At 73.5% G+C, this 14414-nt stretch carries 13 protein-coding genes; 8 read left to right on the top strand and 5 right to left on the bottom strand.

Going from position 1 to position 14414, the window contains the following annotated elements; translation table 11 throughout:
- Positions 1-63: 63 nt before the first annotated feature.
- Both hrpB and OYE22_RS26815 read right to left on the bottom strand, forming a co-directional pair.
- Positions 64-2841: an ATP-dependent helicase HrpB gene (gene hrpB / locus OYE22_RS26810; RefSeq protein ID WP_277322789.1), complete on the bottom strand. Its 2778-nt coding sequence runs from the start codon at positions 2839-2841 to the stop codon at positions 64-66.
- A gap of 138 nt (positions 2842-2979) precedes the next feature.
- Complete coding sequence (locus tag OYE22_RS26815) at positions 2980-3960, bottom strand: methyltransferase domain-containing protein (protein WP_277322790.1); 981 nt, start codon at positions 3958-3960, stop codon at positions 2980-2982.
- Positions 3961-4331: 371 nt separating this feature from the next.
- Between OYE22_RS26815 and rpsA the strand changes: the two genes are divergently transcribed.
- Positions 4332-5843, top strand: a complete 1512-nt coding sequence (rpsA, locus tag OYE22_RS26820) for a 30S ribosomal protein S1 (protein WP_176161067.1) — start codon at positions 4332-4334, stop codon at positions 5841-5843.
- Positions 5844-5948: 105 nt separating this feature from the next.
- On the opposite strand, the gene OYE22_RS26825 is transcribed toward rpsA, so the two are convergent.
- Entirely contained in the window at positions 5949-6974 is a 1026-nt protein-coding gene (locus OYE22_RS26825; protein ID WP_277322791.1) for a right-handed parallel beta-helix repeat-containing protein, read from the bottom strand.
- Between the two features lie 365 nt (positions 6975-7339).
- Between OYE22_RS26825 and OYE22_RS26830 the strand changes: the two genes are divergently transcribed.
- The 4 genes from OYE22_RS26830 to OYE22_RS26845 all read left to right on the top strand — a co-directional run bounded on the left by OYE22_RS26830 (position 7340) and on the right by OYE22_RS26845 (position 10391).
- A complete protein-coding gene (locus tag OYE22_RS26830; protein ID WP_277322792.1) occupies positions 7340-8287 on the top strand; it encodes a PAC2 family protein in 948 nt (315 codons plus the stop codon).
- Between the two features lie 161 nt (positions 8288-8448).
- Entirely contained in the window at positions 8449-9051 is a 603-nt protein-coding gene (gene coaE, locus OYE22_RS26835) for a dephospho-CoA kinase (RefSeq protein WP_277322793.1), read from the top strand.
- Between the two features lie 219 nt (positions 9052-9270).
- Positions 9271-9723 (top strand): DUF3592 domain-containing protein, encoded by a 453-nt coding sequence (locus OYE22_RS26840; RefSeq protein WP_277322794.1) that lies wholly within the window; start codon positions 9271-9273, stop codon positions 9721-9723.
- Positions 9724-10019: 296 nt separating this feature from the next.
- On the top strand, positions 10020-10391 hold the full coding sequence (locus tag OYE22_RS26845; protein ID WP_277322795.1) for a tetratricopeptide repeat protein: 372 nt from the start codon (positions 10020-10022) through the stop codon (positions 10389-10391).
- A gap of 150 nt (positions 10392-10541) precedes the next feature.
- On the opposite strand, the gene OYE22_RS26850 is transcribed toward OYE22_RS26845, so the two are convergent.
- Positions 10542-10868, bottom strand: a complete 327-nt coding sequence (locus OYE22_RS26850; RefSeq protein WP_277324337.1) for a DUF6343 family protein — start codon at positions 10866-10868, stop codon at positions 10542-10544.
- Between the two features lie 501 nt (positions 10869-11369).
- Here OYE22_RS26850 and OYE22_RS26855 point away from each other — a divergent pair.
- The 3 genes from OYE22_RS26855 (at position 11370) to OYE22_RS26865 (ending at position 13571) form a co-directional block, all read left to right on the top strand.
- Positions 11370-12065 carry a S1 family peptidase gene (locus OYE22_RS26855; protein ID WP_277322796.1) on the top strand — a complete coding sequence of 232 codons (696 nt, stop codon included), beginning with the start codon at positions 11370-11372 and terminating at the stop codon, positions 12063-12065.
- Between the two features lie 183 nt (positions 12066-12248).
- Complete coding sequence (locus OYE22_RS26860) at positions 12249-12710, top strand: type II toxin-antitoxin system PemK/MazF family toxin (protein ID WP_277322797.1); 462 nt, start codon at positions 12249-12251, stop codon at positions 12708-12710.
- A gap of 216 nt (positions 12711-12926) precedes the next feature.
- A complete protein-coding gene (locus OYE22_RS26865; protein ID WP_277322798.1) occupies positions 12927-13571 on the top strand; it encodes a uridine kinase in 645 nt (214 codons plus the stop codon).
- A 68-nt stretch (positions 13572-13639) separates the two neighbouring features.
- On the opposite strand, the gene OYE22_RS26870 is transcribed toward OYE22_RS26865, so the two are convergent.
- Complete coding sequence (locus tag OYE22_RS26870) at positions 13640-14170, bottom strand: methylated-DNA--[protein]-cysteine S-methyltransferase (protein WP_277324338.1); 531 nt, start codon at positions 14168-14170, stop codon at positions 13640-13642.
- Positions 14171-14414: the final 244 nt, after the last annotated feature.

Consider the following 14414-nt stretch of genomic DNA (forward strand, 5'->3'; position numbering starts at 1 on the left):
GCGCACCCGCCGGCCCGGGCCTCACCACCACCGCCGTCGTCGCGGGGCCACGCCCCGCCCTCGCTAACCCCGCCGCGCGCGTGCCGCGGTGTGCCGGGTGGGTTCGGCCGCCGTCGGGTCCTCCGGCCAGGGGTGCTTCGGATACCGGCCGCGCAACTCGGCCCGTACGGAGCGATAGCCCTCGCGCCAGAACGACGCCAGATCGGCGGTGACCGCTGCCGGGCGGCCGGCCGGCGAGAGGAGATGGACGACGACGGGCACCCGCCCGTCGGCGATCCGGGGCGTCTCCTGCCAGCCGAACAACTCCTGGAGCTTCACCGCGAGCACCGGCTGCTCCTGCGCGTAGTCCACCCGTATCCGCGAACCGCTCGGCACCTCGATCCGCTCCGGCACCAACTCGGCGAACCGCGCCGCGTCCCCCGTGGCCCACGGCAGCAGCCGGCTCAACGCCTGCCCCGCGTCCACCCGCCCCAGGTCAGCCCGGCCACGGGCGCGATCGAGCACGCCGGCCAGCCACTCGTCGGCCCGGTCGAGCAACGCCGTATCGCTCACGTCGGGCCACGGCTCGCCCAGCACCCGGTGGGCGAAGGCCATCCGCTGCCGGAGCGAGCGGGCATCGGCCGACCAGCGCAACAGCCCGAGCCCCTCGCCGCGCAGCCCGTCGAGCAGCCCGGCCCGCACGCGCTCCGGGTCGGGCTCCGCGAGCGGCTTGCTCCGCAACTCGATACGGCCCAGCCGCTCGACCCGACGGACCACCAGATCGCCGCGCTCGACGGACCAGCCGACCTCGTCGGCGGTGGTGTGGAGGGTGCCCGCCGCCGTCCGCGCCGTCTCCTCGTCGATCACCGCCGCGAGCCGCACCCGCGCCGACGCGGCGGCGACCGGCCGGTCGGCCACCGCGATGGCCAACCACTCCGCCTCCCGCAACCCGGACCCGGCCGCCAACTCCGCACCCGTGCCCGACGCCATCAACAGCGCGCCGCCACCACGCGCCCGGGCCACCCGCTCGGGGAAGGCCAACGCGGCGACCAGCCCGGCCACCGCGTCGTCGGAACCCGCCCCCTGCCCGGCGCCACCCCACGGGGTCTCTCCCCCCGTACCGCCGCCTCCCGCGCCCACACCGTCGTCCCGCACCTCGCGCAACGCCCCCGCCAACCGGCGGGCCTCCGTGCGCCAGCGCCCGGCGTAGGCATCGCCACCGCGCCGCGCGGCGCGCAGGGCGGCGCTCAGATCGTCCCCGTACTCCCGTGGCGGCTCCTCGCTCAACAGGGCCACCACCTCGGCCGCCGGGCGCGGACCCACCTCGCGCGCGCCGTCGAAGAGCGCCCGCGCCAGTCGGGGGTGCAGCCCCAGCCTCGCCATGCGCGCCCCGCGCTCCGTCACCCTGCCCGCGTCGTCGGTGGCGCCGATCGCCACCAGCACCTCCCGGGCGGCGGCCATGGCACCGCCCGGTGGCGGGTCGAGCAGCGCGAGGCCCGAGGCGTCGGGGTCGCCCCAGCACGCGCAGTGCAGGGCGAACGACGCCAGGTCGGCCACCGCGATCTCCGGCGCCGGCCAGCGCGGCAACCGCGCGTCGTCCGCCTCTGACCAGCAGCGGTACACCACACCGGGCGCCTCACGCCCCGCCCGGCCAGCCCGCTGTCGCGCCGCGGCCCGGGACGCCCGTACGGTCGTGAGCGCGCCGAGCCCCCGCGCGTGGTCGGTGCGCGGCTCCCGCGCCAGCCCCGCGTCCACCACCACCCGCACCCCCGGAACCGTCAGGCTCGACTCAGCGACCGAGGTGGCCAGGACCACCCGGCGCCGGCCGGTGCCACCCGCCAACACCGCGTCCTGCACCGCCGCCGGCGCTCGCCCGTGCACCTGCAGGACCTCGGCACCCAGCCGTTCCCCGCCCCCGAGCTGCCCGGCCACCCGGCTGATCTCCCCGACCCCCGGCAGGAAACAGAGCACGTCACCGTCCCGCTCCCGCAGGGCCCGCCGCACCACGGCCGCGACGTGGTCCAGGAGCACCGGATCGACCCGCATGCCGTGCGCCGGCCGCACGGCCCGCTCCGGCGGCGCCCACACCACGTCCACGGGATGGGCCGTGCCGTGCGCGGTCACGACGGGCGCACCGGTGCCCCCCACGCCATGAACCCCGTCCGCCGCGCCCCGCGCCGCGCCGTCCGGGTCGCTCGCCGCACCCCCGTCCACCCCGGCGTCCCCCGTCGCGATGGAGGGGACGGCGAACCCGTCATCGGCCGGCCCCGGAGCGCCGCCGGTCCGCGTACCGCCCACCGGCGCGGTCGAGCCGGCGCCGGCCCCGCCGAGCAGCGCGGACCAGCCCTCCGCGTCCGTCGTCGCCGAGGCCGCCACCAGCCACAAATCGGGCCGCAGCGTGGCCCGTACGTCGAGCAGGAACGCGGCGGCGGTGTCCGCGTCCAGGTGCCGCTCGTGGCACTCGTCCAGCATCACGACGGCCACGCCGGCCAGCTCCTGATCGCGTTGCAGTCTTTGCAGAAGCACGCCGGTGGTCACCACCTCGACCACGGTCCGCCGCCCGACCCGCCGCTCGCCACGCACCGTGAAGCCGACCCGCTCACCGACCTCCTCGCCCAGCAGCCAGGCCATCCGGCGCGCCGCCGCCCGGGCCGCGATCCGCCGTGGCTCGGCCACCACCACCCGCCGCACCGGACCACCGGGGCGCAGCAGACCGGCCAGGGCGAGCGGGACCAGCGTCGTCTTCCCCGTGCCGGGGGGCGCGCACAGCACGGCGGTCCCGTGTGCCTCCAGGGCGTCCCACAGCGCGGGCACGGCGCCGCGGACGGGCAGGCGGTCGAGCACGTCAGTACGGATCGTCACGCGTCCTATCCTCGCAGCGACCACTGACACCGCCACGGAGTGGCCGCCCGCTCGCCAGCGGGGGCCGGGCCCTTGCCAGCCATGGCCTGTCTCGGCCAGTCGGCAATCCCCGGCTGCGGCGCGCCCAAGCCGAAAGGTTCAGTCCCGCTCGCACACGAAGATCGCGGTGCCGGGGATGAGCCGGCCGCGCAGCGGAGACCAGCCGCCCCACTCCTGCGTGTTCCAGTGCGGCCACTCGGGCTCGACGAGGTCCACGAGCCGGAAGCCGCCGCTGACCACGTCCCTGACCCGGTCGCCGAGCGTCCGGTGGTGCTCGACGTAGACGGCGTGTCCGGCCGCGTCCTGCTCGACGTAGGGCGTGCGGTCGAAGTAGGAGGCCGCGACCGAGAGCCCCTCCGGGCCCGGCTCGTCGGGAAAGGCCCAGCGGATCGGGTGCGTCACCGAGAACACCCAGCGCCCGCCGGGCCGCAGCACGCGCCGCACCTCACGCATCACCCGCACCGGGTCGGCCACGAAAGGGACCGCCCCGTACGCCGAACACGCCAGGTCGAAGCTGCCGTCGGCGAAGGGCAGCGACCCCGCCTCGGCCTGCACCAGCGGCACCGACGCGGCCGGGGAGGCCCCGTCCGCGATCCGCAGCGCGTGCTGGAGCTGGCGGTGCGAGAGGTCGAGCGCGACCGGCCGGGCGCCCCGCGCCGCGAGCCAGCGCGAACACTGCGCCGCCCCGGCCCCGATCTCCAGCACCCTGCGTCCCCTGAGCCCCGCGACCGGACCGAGCAGCCCGGCCTCCTCCTCGTCCAGGCCCTCCGGGCCCCAGACGAACCGGTCGTCGCCGAGAAACGCACCGTGTTCGTCCTGGTACTCGTCGGCGTTACGGTCCCACCAGCCCCGGCTGGCCCGGTTGCTCTCGTCGTCCCCGGCGCGGCGTCGGGTGGCGGTGACGTCGTCCTCGTCCGCGCTCTCTCGCGCGGCGGCCAGCGCCTCGTCCACGGCGTCCCGCGCGACGCCGGCCCCGGCGCGCGCGGGGGCGAGAAGAGGCGCGGGGGACGGGCCGGGTGGGCCGCTTTCGGGGGCTTTAGAGGCGTCGGGCGCGTCGCTCGGCCGGCGGTCTTGGCTCATCGTCGGTGTCGTCGTACTCTCTGAATCGACCTGTGGCCGCGAACACCGTGAGTGACCCCCGATGGCGGCCCGGACCACACGTACGCCGGGCAACTGGCGTTTCGCCTTCCACGTGCGCTCTTCGCGCATTGACCCTGCCCGGCTGCCCCCGTATGCTACAAGTTGCGCTGCGAGCCTGCGTACCTCAGACGGAGCAGGTTGCGCTTGCATCTGTTGTATGTCCCCTCGGTTGTCGAGGCGCTAGCGGCTTTCCCCTCGGGGCGGACCGCGAAGCTCACGCCTCCAAGGCTGGCCGACTTCGGCAGTGCGATACGGGCTCCCGGCGTAGCAGTACCTACGACTTCAATGTCCGTACCGGAGCCCTTTCCCACATGACGAGCAGCACCGAGACCACCGCCACCACCCCGCAGGTAGCGGTCAACGACATCGGTAACGAGGAAGCCTTCCTCGCCGCGATCGACGAGACGATCAAGTACTTCAACGACGGCGACATCGTCGACGGCGTCATCGTGAAGGTCGACCGGGACGAGGTCCTGCTCGACATCGGTTACAAGACCGAAGGTGTCATCCCGAGCCGCGAGCTCTCGATCAAGCACGACGTCGACCCCAACGAGGTCGTCGCCGTCGGTGACGAGATCGAGGCCCTTGTTCTCCAGAAGGAGGACAAGGAAGGCCGCCTGATCCTCTCGAAGAAGCGCGCCCAGTACGAGCGTGCCTGGGGCACCATCGAGAAGATCAAGGAAGAGGACGGCATCGTCACCGGTACCGTCATCGAGGTCGTCAAGGGTGGTCTCATCCTCGACATCGGCCTCCGTGGCTTCCTGCCGGCCTCCCTCGTGGAGATGCGCCGCGTCCGCGACCTCCAGCCCTACGTGGGCAAGGAGCTTGAGGCCAAGATCATCGAGCTGGACAAGAACCGCAACAACGTGGTCCTGTCCCGCCGTGCCTGGCTGGAGCAGACCCAGAGCGAGGTCCGTCAGACCTTCCTCACCACCCTGCAGAAGGGCCAGGTGCGCTCGGGCGTCGTCTCCTCCATCGTCAACTTCGGTGCCTTCGTGGACCTGGGTGGCGTGGACGGCCTCGTGCACGTCTCCGAGCTCTCCTGGAAGCACATCGACCACCCCTCCGAGGTCGTCGAGGTCGGCCAGGAGGTCACGGTCGAGGTCCTCGACGTCGACATGGACCGCGAGCGCGTCTCCCTGTCGCTCAAGGCGACCCAGGAAGACCCGTGGCAGCAGTTCGCCCGGACCCACCAGATCGGGCAGGTCGTCCCCGGTAAGGTCACCAAGCTCGTTCCGTTCGGCGCGTTCGTCCGCGTCGACGAGGGCATCGAGGGCCTGGTGCACATCTCCGAGCTGGCCGAGCGCCACGTGGAGATCCCGGAGCAGGTCGTCCAGGTCAACGACGAGATCTTCGTCAAGGTCATCGACATCGACCTGGAGCGCCGCCGCATCAGCCTCTCGCTGAAGCAGGCCAACGAGTCCTTCGGTGCCGACCCGGCCTCGGTCGAGTTCGACCCGACGCTGTACGGCATGGCCGCCTCGTACGACGACCAGGGGAACTACATCTACCCCGAGGGCTTCGACCCCGAGGCCAACGACTGGCTGCCGGGCTACGAGAAGCAGCGTGAGGAGTGGGAGGGCCAGTACGCCACGGCCCAGTCCCGCTTCGAGCAGCACCAGGCGCAGGTCATCAAGTCCCGCGAGGCCGACGAGCAGGCCGCTGCCGAGGGCGCTGCCGCTCCGGCGGCCGGCGGTGCGAGCGGCGGGGGCAACGTCTCCGGCGGTTCGTACTCCTCCGAGTCGGACGACACCTCCGGTGCCCTGGCCTCCGACGAGGCGCTGGCTGCCCTCCGCGAGAAGCTGGCGGGTGGGCAGAGCTGAAGCTCTCCCTCTGCTGAGCACTAGCTGACGGCGAAGGCCCACCCCTCTGCGCGAGGGGTGGGCCTTCGCCGTTTCCCGTTTCCGGGGCGCCGGCCGTGAACGGGGTCAGTCGCGCACGGGGACGCCGGGATTGGTCAGGCCCCTGCCGCCGGAGACGGTGTTGTCGCGGGTGATCGTGACGGGGCAGCTTCGCGCGTCGTAGTTGGTCACGTGGATGGCGTACCGGTCGGGCCCGGTGGACCCGGTGAGGTCGGACTTGTTGCCGCGGAACGTGGCGCGACAGCCCCAGCCGTCCTGTACCTCGTGCGTCTGGTAGCCGTCGTTGGTGGTGCGCTTGCCGACGTTGTTCTCGACGAGAACGTCGTTCCCCTTGATGTCCACCCACGAGTCGTCGTAGTTCGCGCCGGTCAGGCCGCCGCCGTCGAAGGTGTTGCCGATGATCCGGGCGCCGGTGGTGCCTTCCTTCACGTCGATGTTCTCGCCGCCGATGCCCGGGCCCAGGGTGTTGTTCTCGATCAGGATGTTGTCACTCCTGTCCGAGGTGCCGCCGGCGCTGCCCACGTAGATGCCTTCGCCCATGCCGCGACCGTTGGTGCCGGTGTTCCGGATCGTGGAATTCTTGATCGAGCCGTCGGAGCTGGACTTGCGCCAGTGCACCCCCTCCATGTCGAGGTCGTGCACGGTGACGCCGTCGATGTGCACGTCGTCGGCCTCGTCCAGGACGATGCCCTTCTGGCCACCGGTGACCGTGAAACCGCGCAGGCTCCAGCCGTCGGCCCCGTTCAGGTGCAGGCCGTAGCCGCCGCCTGCGGTCAGGACGGCCTTGGCCGAGCCGATCAGGGTGATGGGGGAGTCACGACCGCCGGCGCGGGTGGTCTTGAAGTTCCCGCGGTAGGTGCCGTCGGCCAGCTTGATGGTGTCGCCCGGCTTGGCGACGGCGAGCGCGTCCTTGAGCTGCTGGGCGGAGGAGACGGGGGTGGTCGCGGTCGGGTGGACGGGCGTGGCGTGTGCGGGGCCCTGGGGAACGGGTCCCGCGGCCAGCAGCCCACCGCAGGCGAGCGCCGTGGTGGACAGCGCGAGCGGGCCGCGCGAGCGGCGGGGGCGGCTGGATCGGGCGGGGCGAGTGCGCATGGGGGCTGCCTCTGGGTCGGGGGCGGGTGTGTGGGGCTACTGGTGCGTGGGGCGTCGCGTCGGTGGGGGTGGGTGTGTTGACGCGTACGTCGGGACAGGTCGGGTCGGGAACGTAGGGGTATTACGTGAACGCGTCAACAGGGGGTGGAGGCGCGGAGCCTCGCCGCGCGACCCGACACCGATGCCGCCCGGTGTGGTTTGGACCGGCGCGGCCTGGCCCGTCCCGAACGGTGACCCGCTCCCAGCCCGGCTCGTCTAACCTGGGCTGGCGTTCGCGCCCCGGCCCTCACGACGAGACTGATCACCGGGAATGCGGGCGGTGACGGTGGCGTTGGCCTCAACGAGAACGAGGAGGAGCGCTCACGGTGTTGGAACCCCAGGACTTGTACGCATGGGAGCCGAGCGGGCTCGCGGCGGTTGACGCGATAACGTCGCGCGACTCGGCCGGGCTGGTGCTGCTCTACCACTTCGACGGCTACATCGACGCGGGTGAGACCGGCGCGCAGATCGTGGAGAAGCTGCTGAAGGGCCTGCCACACCAGGTCGTCGCGCGCTTCGACCACGACCGGCTCGTGGACTACCGGGCCAGGCGTCCGCTGCTCACCTTCGAGCGCGACCGCTGGACGGCCTACGAGACGCCCGTGATCGAACTCCACCTCGTACGCGACGCCACCGGCGCGCCCTTCCTGCTGCTGTCGGGCCCGGAGCCGGACGTGGAGTGGGAGCGCTTCGCTGCGGCCGTGCGCCAGGTCGTGGAGCGGCTCGGCGTACGACTCACGGTCAACTTCCACGGCATACCCATGGGCGTGCCGCACACCCGGCCGGTCGGGCTGACGCCGCACGGCAACCGGGTCGACCTGACGCCGGGCTACCAGGGTCTGTTCGACGAGGCCCAGGTGCCGGGCAGCGCGGAGTCGCTCATCGAGTTCCGGCTTGGCGAGGCCGGGCACGACGTGCTCGGCGTGGCGGCACACGTACCGCACTACGTGGCCAGGTCGCCCTACCCGGACGCGGCGTTGACGGCGCTTGAGGCGGTCACCGCGGCAACGGGGCTCGTGCTGCCCGGAGTCGCCCACTCCCTGCGTACCGCCGCCCTCCGTACCCAGGAGGAGATCGAACGACAGATCTCCGAGGGTGACGAGGAGTTGGTGTCCCTGGTGCGCGGCCTGGAGCACCAGTACGACGCGATAGCCGGCGCCGAGACGCGCGGCAGCCTCGTGGCCGAGCCCGCCGAGCTGCCGTCGGCGGAGGAACTCGGGGCGGAGCTGGAGCAGTTCCTCGCCGAGCGCGCGAAGCGCGACGGCGACGTCTGAGCCAGCCGGTGGCATGGCGCCGGCTGGCGGCGTGATGCGGGCTGTGCTGCTGTCGCGACGTAGGGGCGTGCCCGAAGCCGGTTCGGTGGTGGCCCGCGTGCGCCGGTGGGCCGCGCCGGGGTGAGCGCGCTCGCGCGCGGCCGTCCGCTTAGGCTGAGCGCATGCTGAAGCTGGGGCTCACGGGCGGAATCGGTGCGGGCAAGAGCGAGGTGACGCGGTTGCTCGCCTCCTACGGAGCGGTCGTGATCGACTCCGACAGGATCGCGCGCGAGGTGGTGGAGCCGGGGACTCCCGGACTGGCCGCGGTGGTGGCGGAGTTCGGCGAGGAGATCCTGGATGCCGAGGGGCGGCTCGACCGGCCGAAGCTCGGCTCCATCGTCTTCGCCGATCCGCAACGACTGGCGGCGCTCAACGCGATCGTCCACCCGCTGGTGAGAGACCGCTCGGCCGAGCTGGAGAGTGAGGCGGGGGCTGATTCCATCGTCGTCCACGACGTGCCGCTGCTCACGGAGAACGGTCTGGCGCCCCTCTTCGACCTCGTGCTGGTCGTGGACGCCTCGCCGCGGACGCAGCTCGACCGGTTGGTGCGGCTGCGAGGCATGACCGAGGAAGAGGCTCGCTCCCGGATGGCGGCGCAGGCGACGCGGGAACAGCGGAAGGCGGTAGCCGACCTGGTCGTGGACAACGACGGTCCGCTGGAGGCACTGGAGCCACAGGTCAGGAAGGTGTGGGAGCAGCTCAGGGAGCGAGCGGCGTCCGCGTAGCGAGGCCTGGCCGCACGCGGGACGCCGAGCGTGCCGCGCCGCTGGCGGGTGAGCGATACCGGTCCCGCCGTACCGCCGGGCCGCCATGCGATGCGCGGACACCGCGAGGCGGGCGCGGGACCCGTAGCGGCGCGGCGAGGCTGGGGAGTGGCGGGGGCGCGGGTCGGGGGCGGGCGCGCGGGGCGCACGCTGCGGAGCGAAGGCGAGGGGAGGGCAATCATGGCGTACGGGCCTGCCTCGGTGGTGGGACTGTTCGCGGTCGTCGGCGGCGCGGTGTCCCTGGTGGCCGGGCTGGCCGGCCTCCGGCACGTGTGGCGCCTGCGCGGCGGCGGGGTCGCGGCCTGGGCGCTGATCAAGCCAGCGCCCCAGACGCCCGGCCCGGCCGGCGGACACGCCGCGGGGGAGCGGCCGGTGCGGTCGCACATCGGGGAGAGGCCACGGTTGCAGTTCACCACGGAGGACGAGCGGGTCATCGAGGTCGTCTGCCCGGTGCCGCCGACCCGGCAGCAACCGTTGACCGTCGGCAAGCACGTCCTCGTCCGCTACGACCCGGCCGATCCGCACACGGTCGTCATCCACCGTCGGGAACGCCTCGCCCGGGACTACGGCTTCGCCGGTGCGGGACTGGCCTGGATGTTCCTTGGTCTGCTGGTCCTGGTGTTCGCCCCGTGAGCTGGGGCGTGGCTCTGCGCGACCAGTCGCGTCGGGGCGGTGTACGGGCGGCGGCGGGCCAGCGGGGCAGCCGGTAGGGGGAGCGTGCGCGCGTGAGCGGCCGACGACGCGGGAATACAGTTCCGGGGCGGATCGTTGTGGACCTCGTTGGCACCATTCCGCGAGGCCGCGAGAGTCCACGTTCTCGCATCGCGAGGCGCGCGTTGGCACGCGGCCCGACGGGCTCGTACCCAACAGCACCTCATCGCCCATGAGCCGGCGACCAGTGACCGGGAGAACCGGGAGAGGAGACGGCAGTGACCAGGCAGCACACGCCCGAGACGCATGTGATCGACTACCGCGCGGCGGAGCAGTTGCTCGCGGCGCGTGACCCGCGGGGTGCCGTGAAGCTGCTGGACTCCGTCATATCCGCGCACCCGGACAACACCGCGGCCCGACTCCTGCGGGCCCGGGCGTTCTTCCTCGGAGCCCAACTGCGAGCGGCTGAGCTGGAGTTCCAGCACGTCCTGGAGCGCGAGCCCGACAACGCCTTCGCGCACTTCGCGCTGGGGCGCACGCTGGAGCGCGCCAGCCGTCCGGACGAGGCCACGCGGCACTTCCGGCTGGCCGCGGCCCTCGACCCCCGCCCGGACTTCATCGCGGCGGCCCGGTTCGGGGACGCTGGCTAACTGGTCCACGCAGCCGCGCGACGGCCTCCCGCGTCTGGGAGGCCGTCGCGCGGCACGCCTGTCCGGCCACAGCGCGGACGGGCACGGCACGCGACAGCACGCCCTGCCGGTCCCCGGCGCGGATGCCTCCCCCTGACACCCAACTCCCGGTCAACGCGCGCGGCGACGACGGCTGCGCCGGCCGGCACCGCCGTACGCGTGGCGTGCTCCGGCGGCACCGCCATTGAGGGGTTCGTACGGTGGTACGTCGCGGCCGGGTTGGTAGTGCGGCCCCTGCCGGAGGCGCCGTAGGACGCAGCCGAGATCGAGGACGGCCAGGGCGGCGACCACGGCACAGGCCGCGGCCCAGCCGGGCCTGCCGACGCTGCTGAAGGCGACGGCACCACCGACGGCCCAGGCCAGACCCCACAGGGCCAGGCCGAGGCGCAGCCGCAGTGGGCTGCGCGCGTGCAGTGGCTCGTCGCCGGTACGGAGCATCACAACGCATCTCCCACGGCCCAAAATACTCCTGCCCGTGGGGTGCCCGGCCGGTTACCGCGCGCGGTGGCCGAGGCGTGCCGGCTCCTCGCCGGCGGCGCGAGCGAGTCTCTGCCCACCGCTGCTCCGTACGGTCGACCCCGCGCGTCTCGCTGGCCCGCGGGCACCGTCCGCGCAGCGTGCACGCTTCCTCCGCCTGGTGCGGGCCCCATGCTTCGCGGACGCGGAGGGCCGGCCGCGAGCCAGGGTGCACGGAGGGCTCGCGTTGTGGCGCACACCCGACGGCACCGCCACTGACGGGCGCCGCGCGCCGCGCGGGCCCGGGGTGTGTCCCGTGGTCCCGAGCCCAAGTGCCGCGCCCGGCCGCCGAGTCGGCGCACGGGGGTGCCCTCGGGCGCTGGCCCCGCTCCATACTTGCCGCTGTCGGCGCCACGCATGTGGCGGACCTCCGCCAGTCCAGCGCAGCCAAGGATGCCCCGCTCGCCCGACCTGGGAGGAACCATGAGAGCTCGCCCCTCCGCCGCCCGCGCGTCGCGCCCGATGTGGTTAGGCGTACTACTCGCCGTGTGCGCGCTGCTTCTCGCCGGAGCCCCGCCCGCTGCCGCCGTGGACCGGCAGACCATCGTCGCGGGCGGGGACGTGGTCTATGCCGGTAGCGGCGGCACCTGCGTGGTGGGCTTCAACGCGGAGAAGAGCGGTAACCCGTACGGCATCGTTCCCGGACACTGCGCGGAGACGGACACCACCTGGTACGCGGACTCGGCGCGAACGATACCCATCGGGCGCACGGAGGGCGCGGGTTTCCCCGCCTCCGACTACGGCCTCATCCGCTACACCAACACGGCCGTCTCCTTCCCCGGCGAGATCCGGGTCGGCACGGGCAAGCTCGTGGACATCACCGGTGCCGCACGCCCCACCGTCGGGCACGCGATGTGTCACTTCGGGCGAGTGACCCTCTTCGGGTGCGGCACCGTGCAGTCGGTGAACGTCTCGGTGAACTTCCCCGAGGGGCTGGTGACCGGCCTGTTCACCTCCAACGCATGCTCGGAGCGTGGGGACGTGGGCGGCCCCGCGTTCGCCGGTGACAAGGCGTTGGGCTTCATCTTCCACTCCAACGGCGGTTGCCGAACCGCTGGCAGGACGTACTACAAGCCGATCATTCCGGTGCTGGCCGAGCACGGGCTGGTGCTGCGCTGACCGGCTGGCGGCACTCCGCCCCTGGTTCTCGACGAGGTCGACGGCTCGCTGCCGCTCGCCGCGCTCGACGCGTCCGACATCCAGCCGCACCAGCCAGGTGGGGGCGGCCGGCACCCTCCGGGCAGACCCGGGGCCCGGACCCGTGCTCACGGTGGCCAGCGCCACGCGGGCTAGCGTGTCCGGATGACGTCAGCGCTCAATGCCCCGCACGGCAGCTCCGAGAACCCCGGCCGGCTGGGGCCGTCGGCCACGGTCGAGGCCCGCCCAGAACAGGTCGGCCCGGTGCGCACCGAGTACGCCCCCGACCCGGACGGCGACCCGGACCCCGGGGAGATCGTGTGGACCTGGGTGCCGTACGAGGAGAACGACGGGCGGGGCAAGGACCGACCGGTGCTGGTCGTGGCGCGGGAGAAGGCCGGGACCCTGCTCGCCGTACAACTGTCGAGCAAGCGGCACGACGAGGACCGCGAGTGGGTGCCGATCGGGTCGGGCCCGTGGGACAGCGCGGGTAGGCAGTCGTGGGTGGACCTGGACCGGGTACTGCGCGTGCACCGCGACGGTATGCGCCGCGAGGCCTGCGCGCTCGCGCGTCCGCTCTTCGACCGGGTGGTGACCCGGCTGCGGCGACGCTACGGCTGGCGCTGAGGAGGAGGCGGCATCGCCCCACCGGTTGACGCGCCGCGCCGCATACCGCGCCCCCGCGGCGGAGGCGGACGGCCGTGGATCGGGCCCCCGCTCGGATGGCCTGGTCCCGCGCTGGTGCGGTGTCCGGCCGGGCGAGGACCCATGCGCCGTGAGGCTCCGTGTGCTGGGGGCCGGGGCGCGGGTGGGCGCGCCGGGGGCGGTCGGCATGATGGTGGTGTGCGGCTCGAAGCGATCTCCTGGGAACGGTTGACCGACGCGCTCGCCGACCGGGTGACGCGGACCGAGGCCGCGGACGGCGGGCCCTGGCTACGCGTGGCGGTGGACGGCGCGCCGGCCGCGCACGGCGACGCGCTCGCCCAGCGGCTCGCCGACGCCCTGCGGGTGCGCGGCCGGTCCGTACTGGTGGTGGCGACGGCCGGGTTCCTGCGTCCCGCGTCGCTGCGCTACGAGTTCGGCCGGCAGGACGTCGACGCGTACTACGACGGGTGGACCGATACCGGCGCCCTGTGGCGCGAGGTGTTCAACCCCCTCGACGCGGGTGGTTCCGGGCGCGTGCTGCCCGACCTGTGGGGCCCGGTCACCGACCGTGCGACGCGCTCGCCCTACGTACCGCTTCCGCCCGGTGGCGTACTGGTGGTGCACGGGCCGCTGCTGCTCGGCCACTGGTTCCCCTTCGACCTCACGGTGCACCTCCGGCTCTCTCCCGCGGCCCTCGCCCGGCGCACGGAGCAGGGCCAACAGTGGACCCTGCCCGCTTTCGCCCGCTACGAGGCGGAGGTGCGCCCCGCCGAGAGCGCCGACGTCGTCGTACGCGCCGACGACCCCCGCCACCCGGCCTGGAACGGTGGAGCGACCCCGTGATCGGGCTCCCGCAGGCCCCCCGCGCGCCGAGGCGGCCACGCGGCAGGGGACGGGTGGGGCCGGATGGCCTAGAACAGCGGCTGCGGCAGAACGCCCTCCAGCGCGAGCAGCGTGCGCTTCATCTCCAGGCCGCCCCCGAAGCCACCTATGCCTCCGTCGCTCTCGACGACGCGGTGACAGGGCACGACGACCGGAATCGGGTTCGCCCCCATGGCCACGCCGACCGCGCGGGCGGCGTCCGGCTCACCGGCCCTGACGGCGAGATCCTGATAGCCGACCACGGTGCCGTACGGCACATGGGCGGCCAGCTCGCGGAGCACCCGGCGGTTGAAGCCCGAGATCAGCGACCAGTCAAGGGGCAGGGTGAAGTCCCGCAGCTCGCCGTCGAAGTACGCCTCGAACTGCCGGACCGCCGCCGCGACCGGCGGGTGATCGGGCGAGGGAGAGGAGGGCGCGGTGATCCCCAGCCGGCGACCGAGCCGGTCGAGTGCGTCGGCGCTTCTCGCCGCGTTGGCGTGGAAGACCACCTGGATCAGGCCCTGCTCCGTTATGGCGAGCAGCAACGGCCCGATCGGCGTGTCGATGGTCTGCCAGGCCAGGGTGCGACTGCCCGGCCGCCCCGCCCCGCGGTCCGTCGGGGCCGACTCCCGGTCCGACGCCCGCTCCGGCGCCGTGGCCACGGGGCGGGCCGCGCGCGTGGCCGGCTCCGCCTGCTCTGAGATGTTCACGCGTTCAGCGTAGATCGCCGTACTGACAATCGCCGTTGACTTGCGAGAACGCGGAGCGCGTGGACCGTGCTCGGGGGCTGGCCGGTGGGGCGAACCCGCAGATGTCGGACGCGGA

The sequence above is a fragment of the Streptomyces sp. 71268 genome, from assembly GCF_029392895.1.
Lineage (GTDB): Bacteria > Actinomycetota > Actinomycetes > Streptomycetales > Streptomycetaceae > Streptomyces.

Excerpts from the sequence above, each read along its gene's own strand:
- OYE22_RS26815 (WP_277322790.1), bottom strand. The coding sequence starts at position 3,960 with ATGAGCCAAGACCGCCGGCCGAGCGACGCGCCCGACGCCTCTAAAGCC.
- rpsA (WP_176161067.1), top strand. The coding sequence starts at position 4,332 with ATGACGAGCAGCACCGAGACCACCGCCACCACCCCGCAGGTAGCGGTC.
- OYE22_RS26825 (WP_277322791.1), bottom strand. The coding sequence starts at position 6,974 with ATGCGCACTCGCCCCGCCCGATCCAGCCGCCCCCGCCGCTCGCGCGGC.
- coaE (WP_277322793.1), top strand. The coding sequence starts at position 8,449 with ATGCTGAAGCTGGGGCTCACGGGCGGAATCGGTGCGGGCAAGAGCGAG.
- OYE22_RS26840 (WP_277322794.1), top strand. The coding sequence starts at position 9,271 with ATGGCGTACGGGCCTGCCTCGGTGGTGGGACTGTTCGCGGTCGTCGGC.
- OYE22_RS26850 (WP_277324337.1), bottom strand. The coding sequence starts at position 10,868 with ATGCTCCGTACCGGCGACGAGCCACTGCACGCGCGCAGCCCACTGCGG.
- OYE22_RS26855 (WP_277322796.1), top strand. The coding sequence starts at position 11,370 with ATGAGAGCTCGCCCCTCCGCCGCCCGCGCGTCGCGCCCGATGTGGTTA.
- OYE22_RS26860 (WP_277322797.1), top strand. The coding sequence starts at position 12,249 with ATGACGTCAGCGCTCAATGCCCCGCACGGCAGCTCCGAGAACCCCGGC.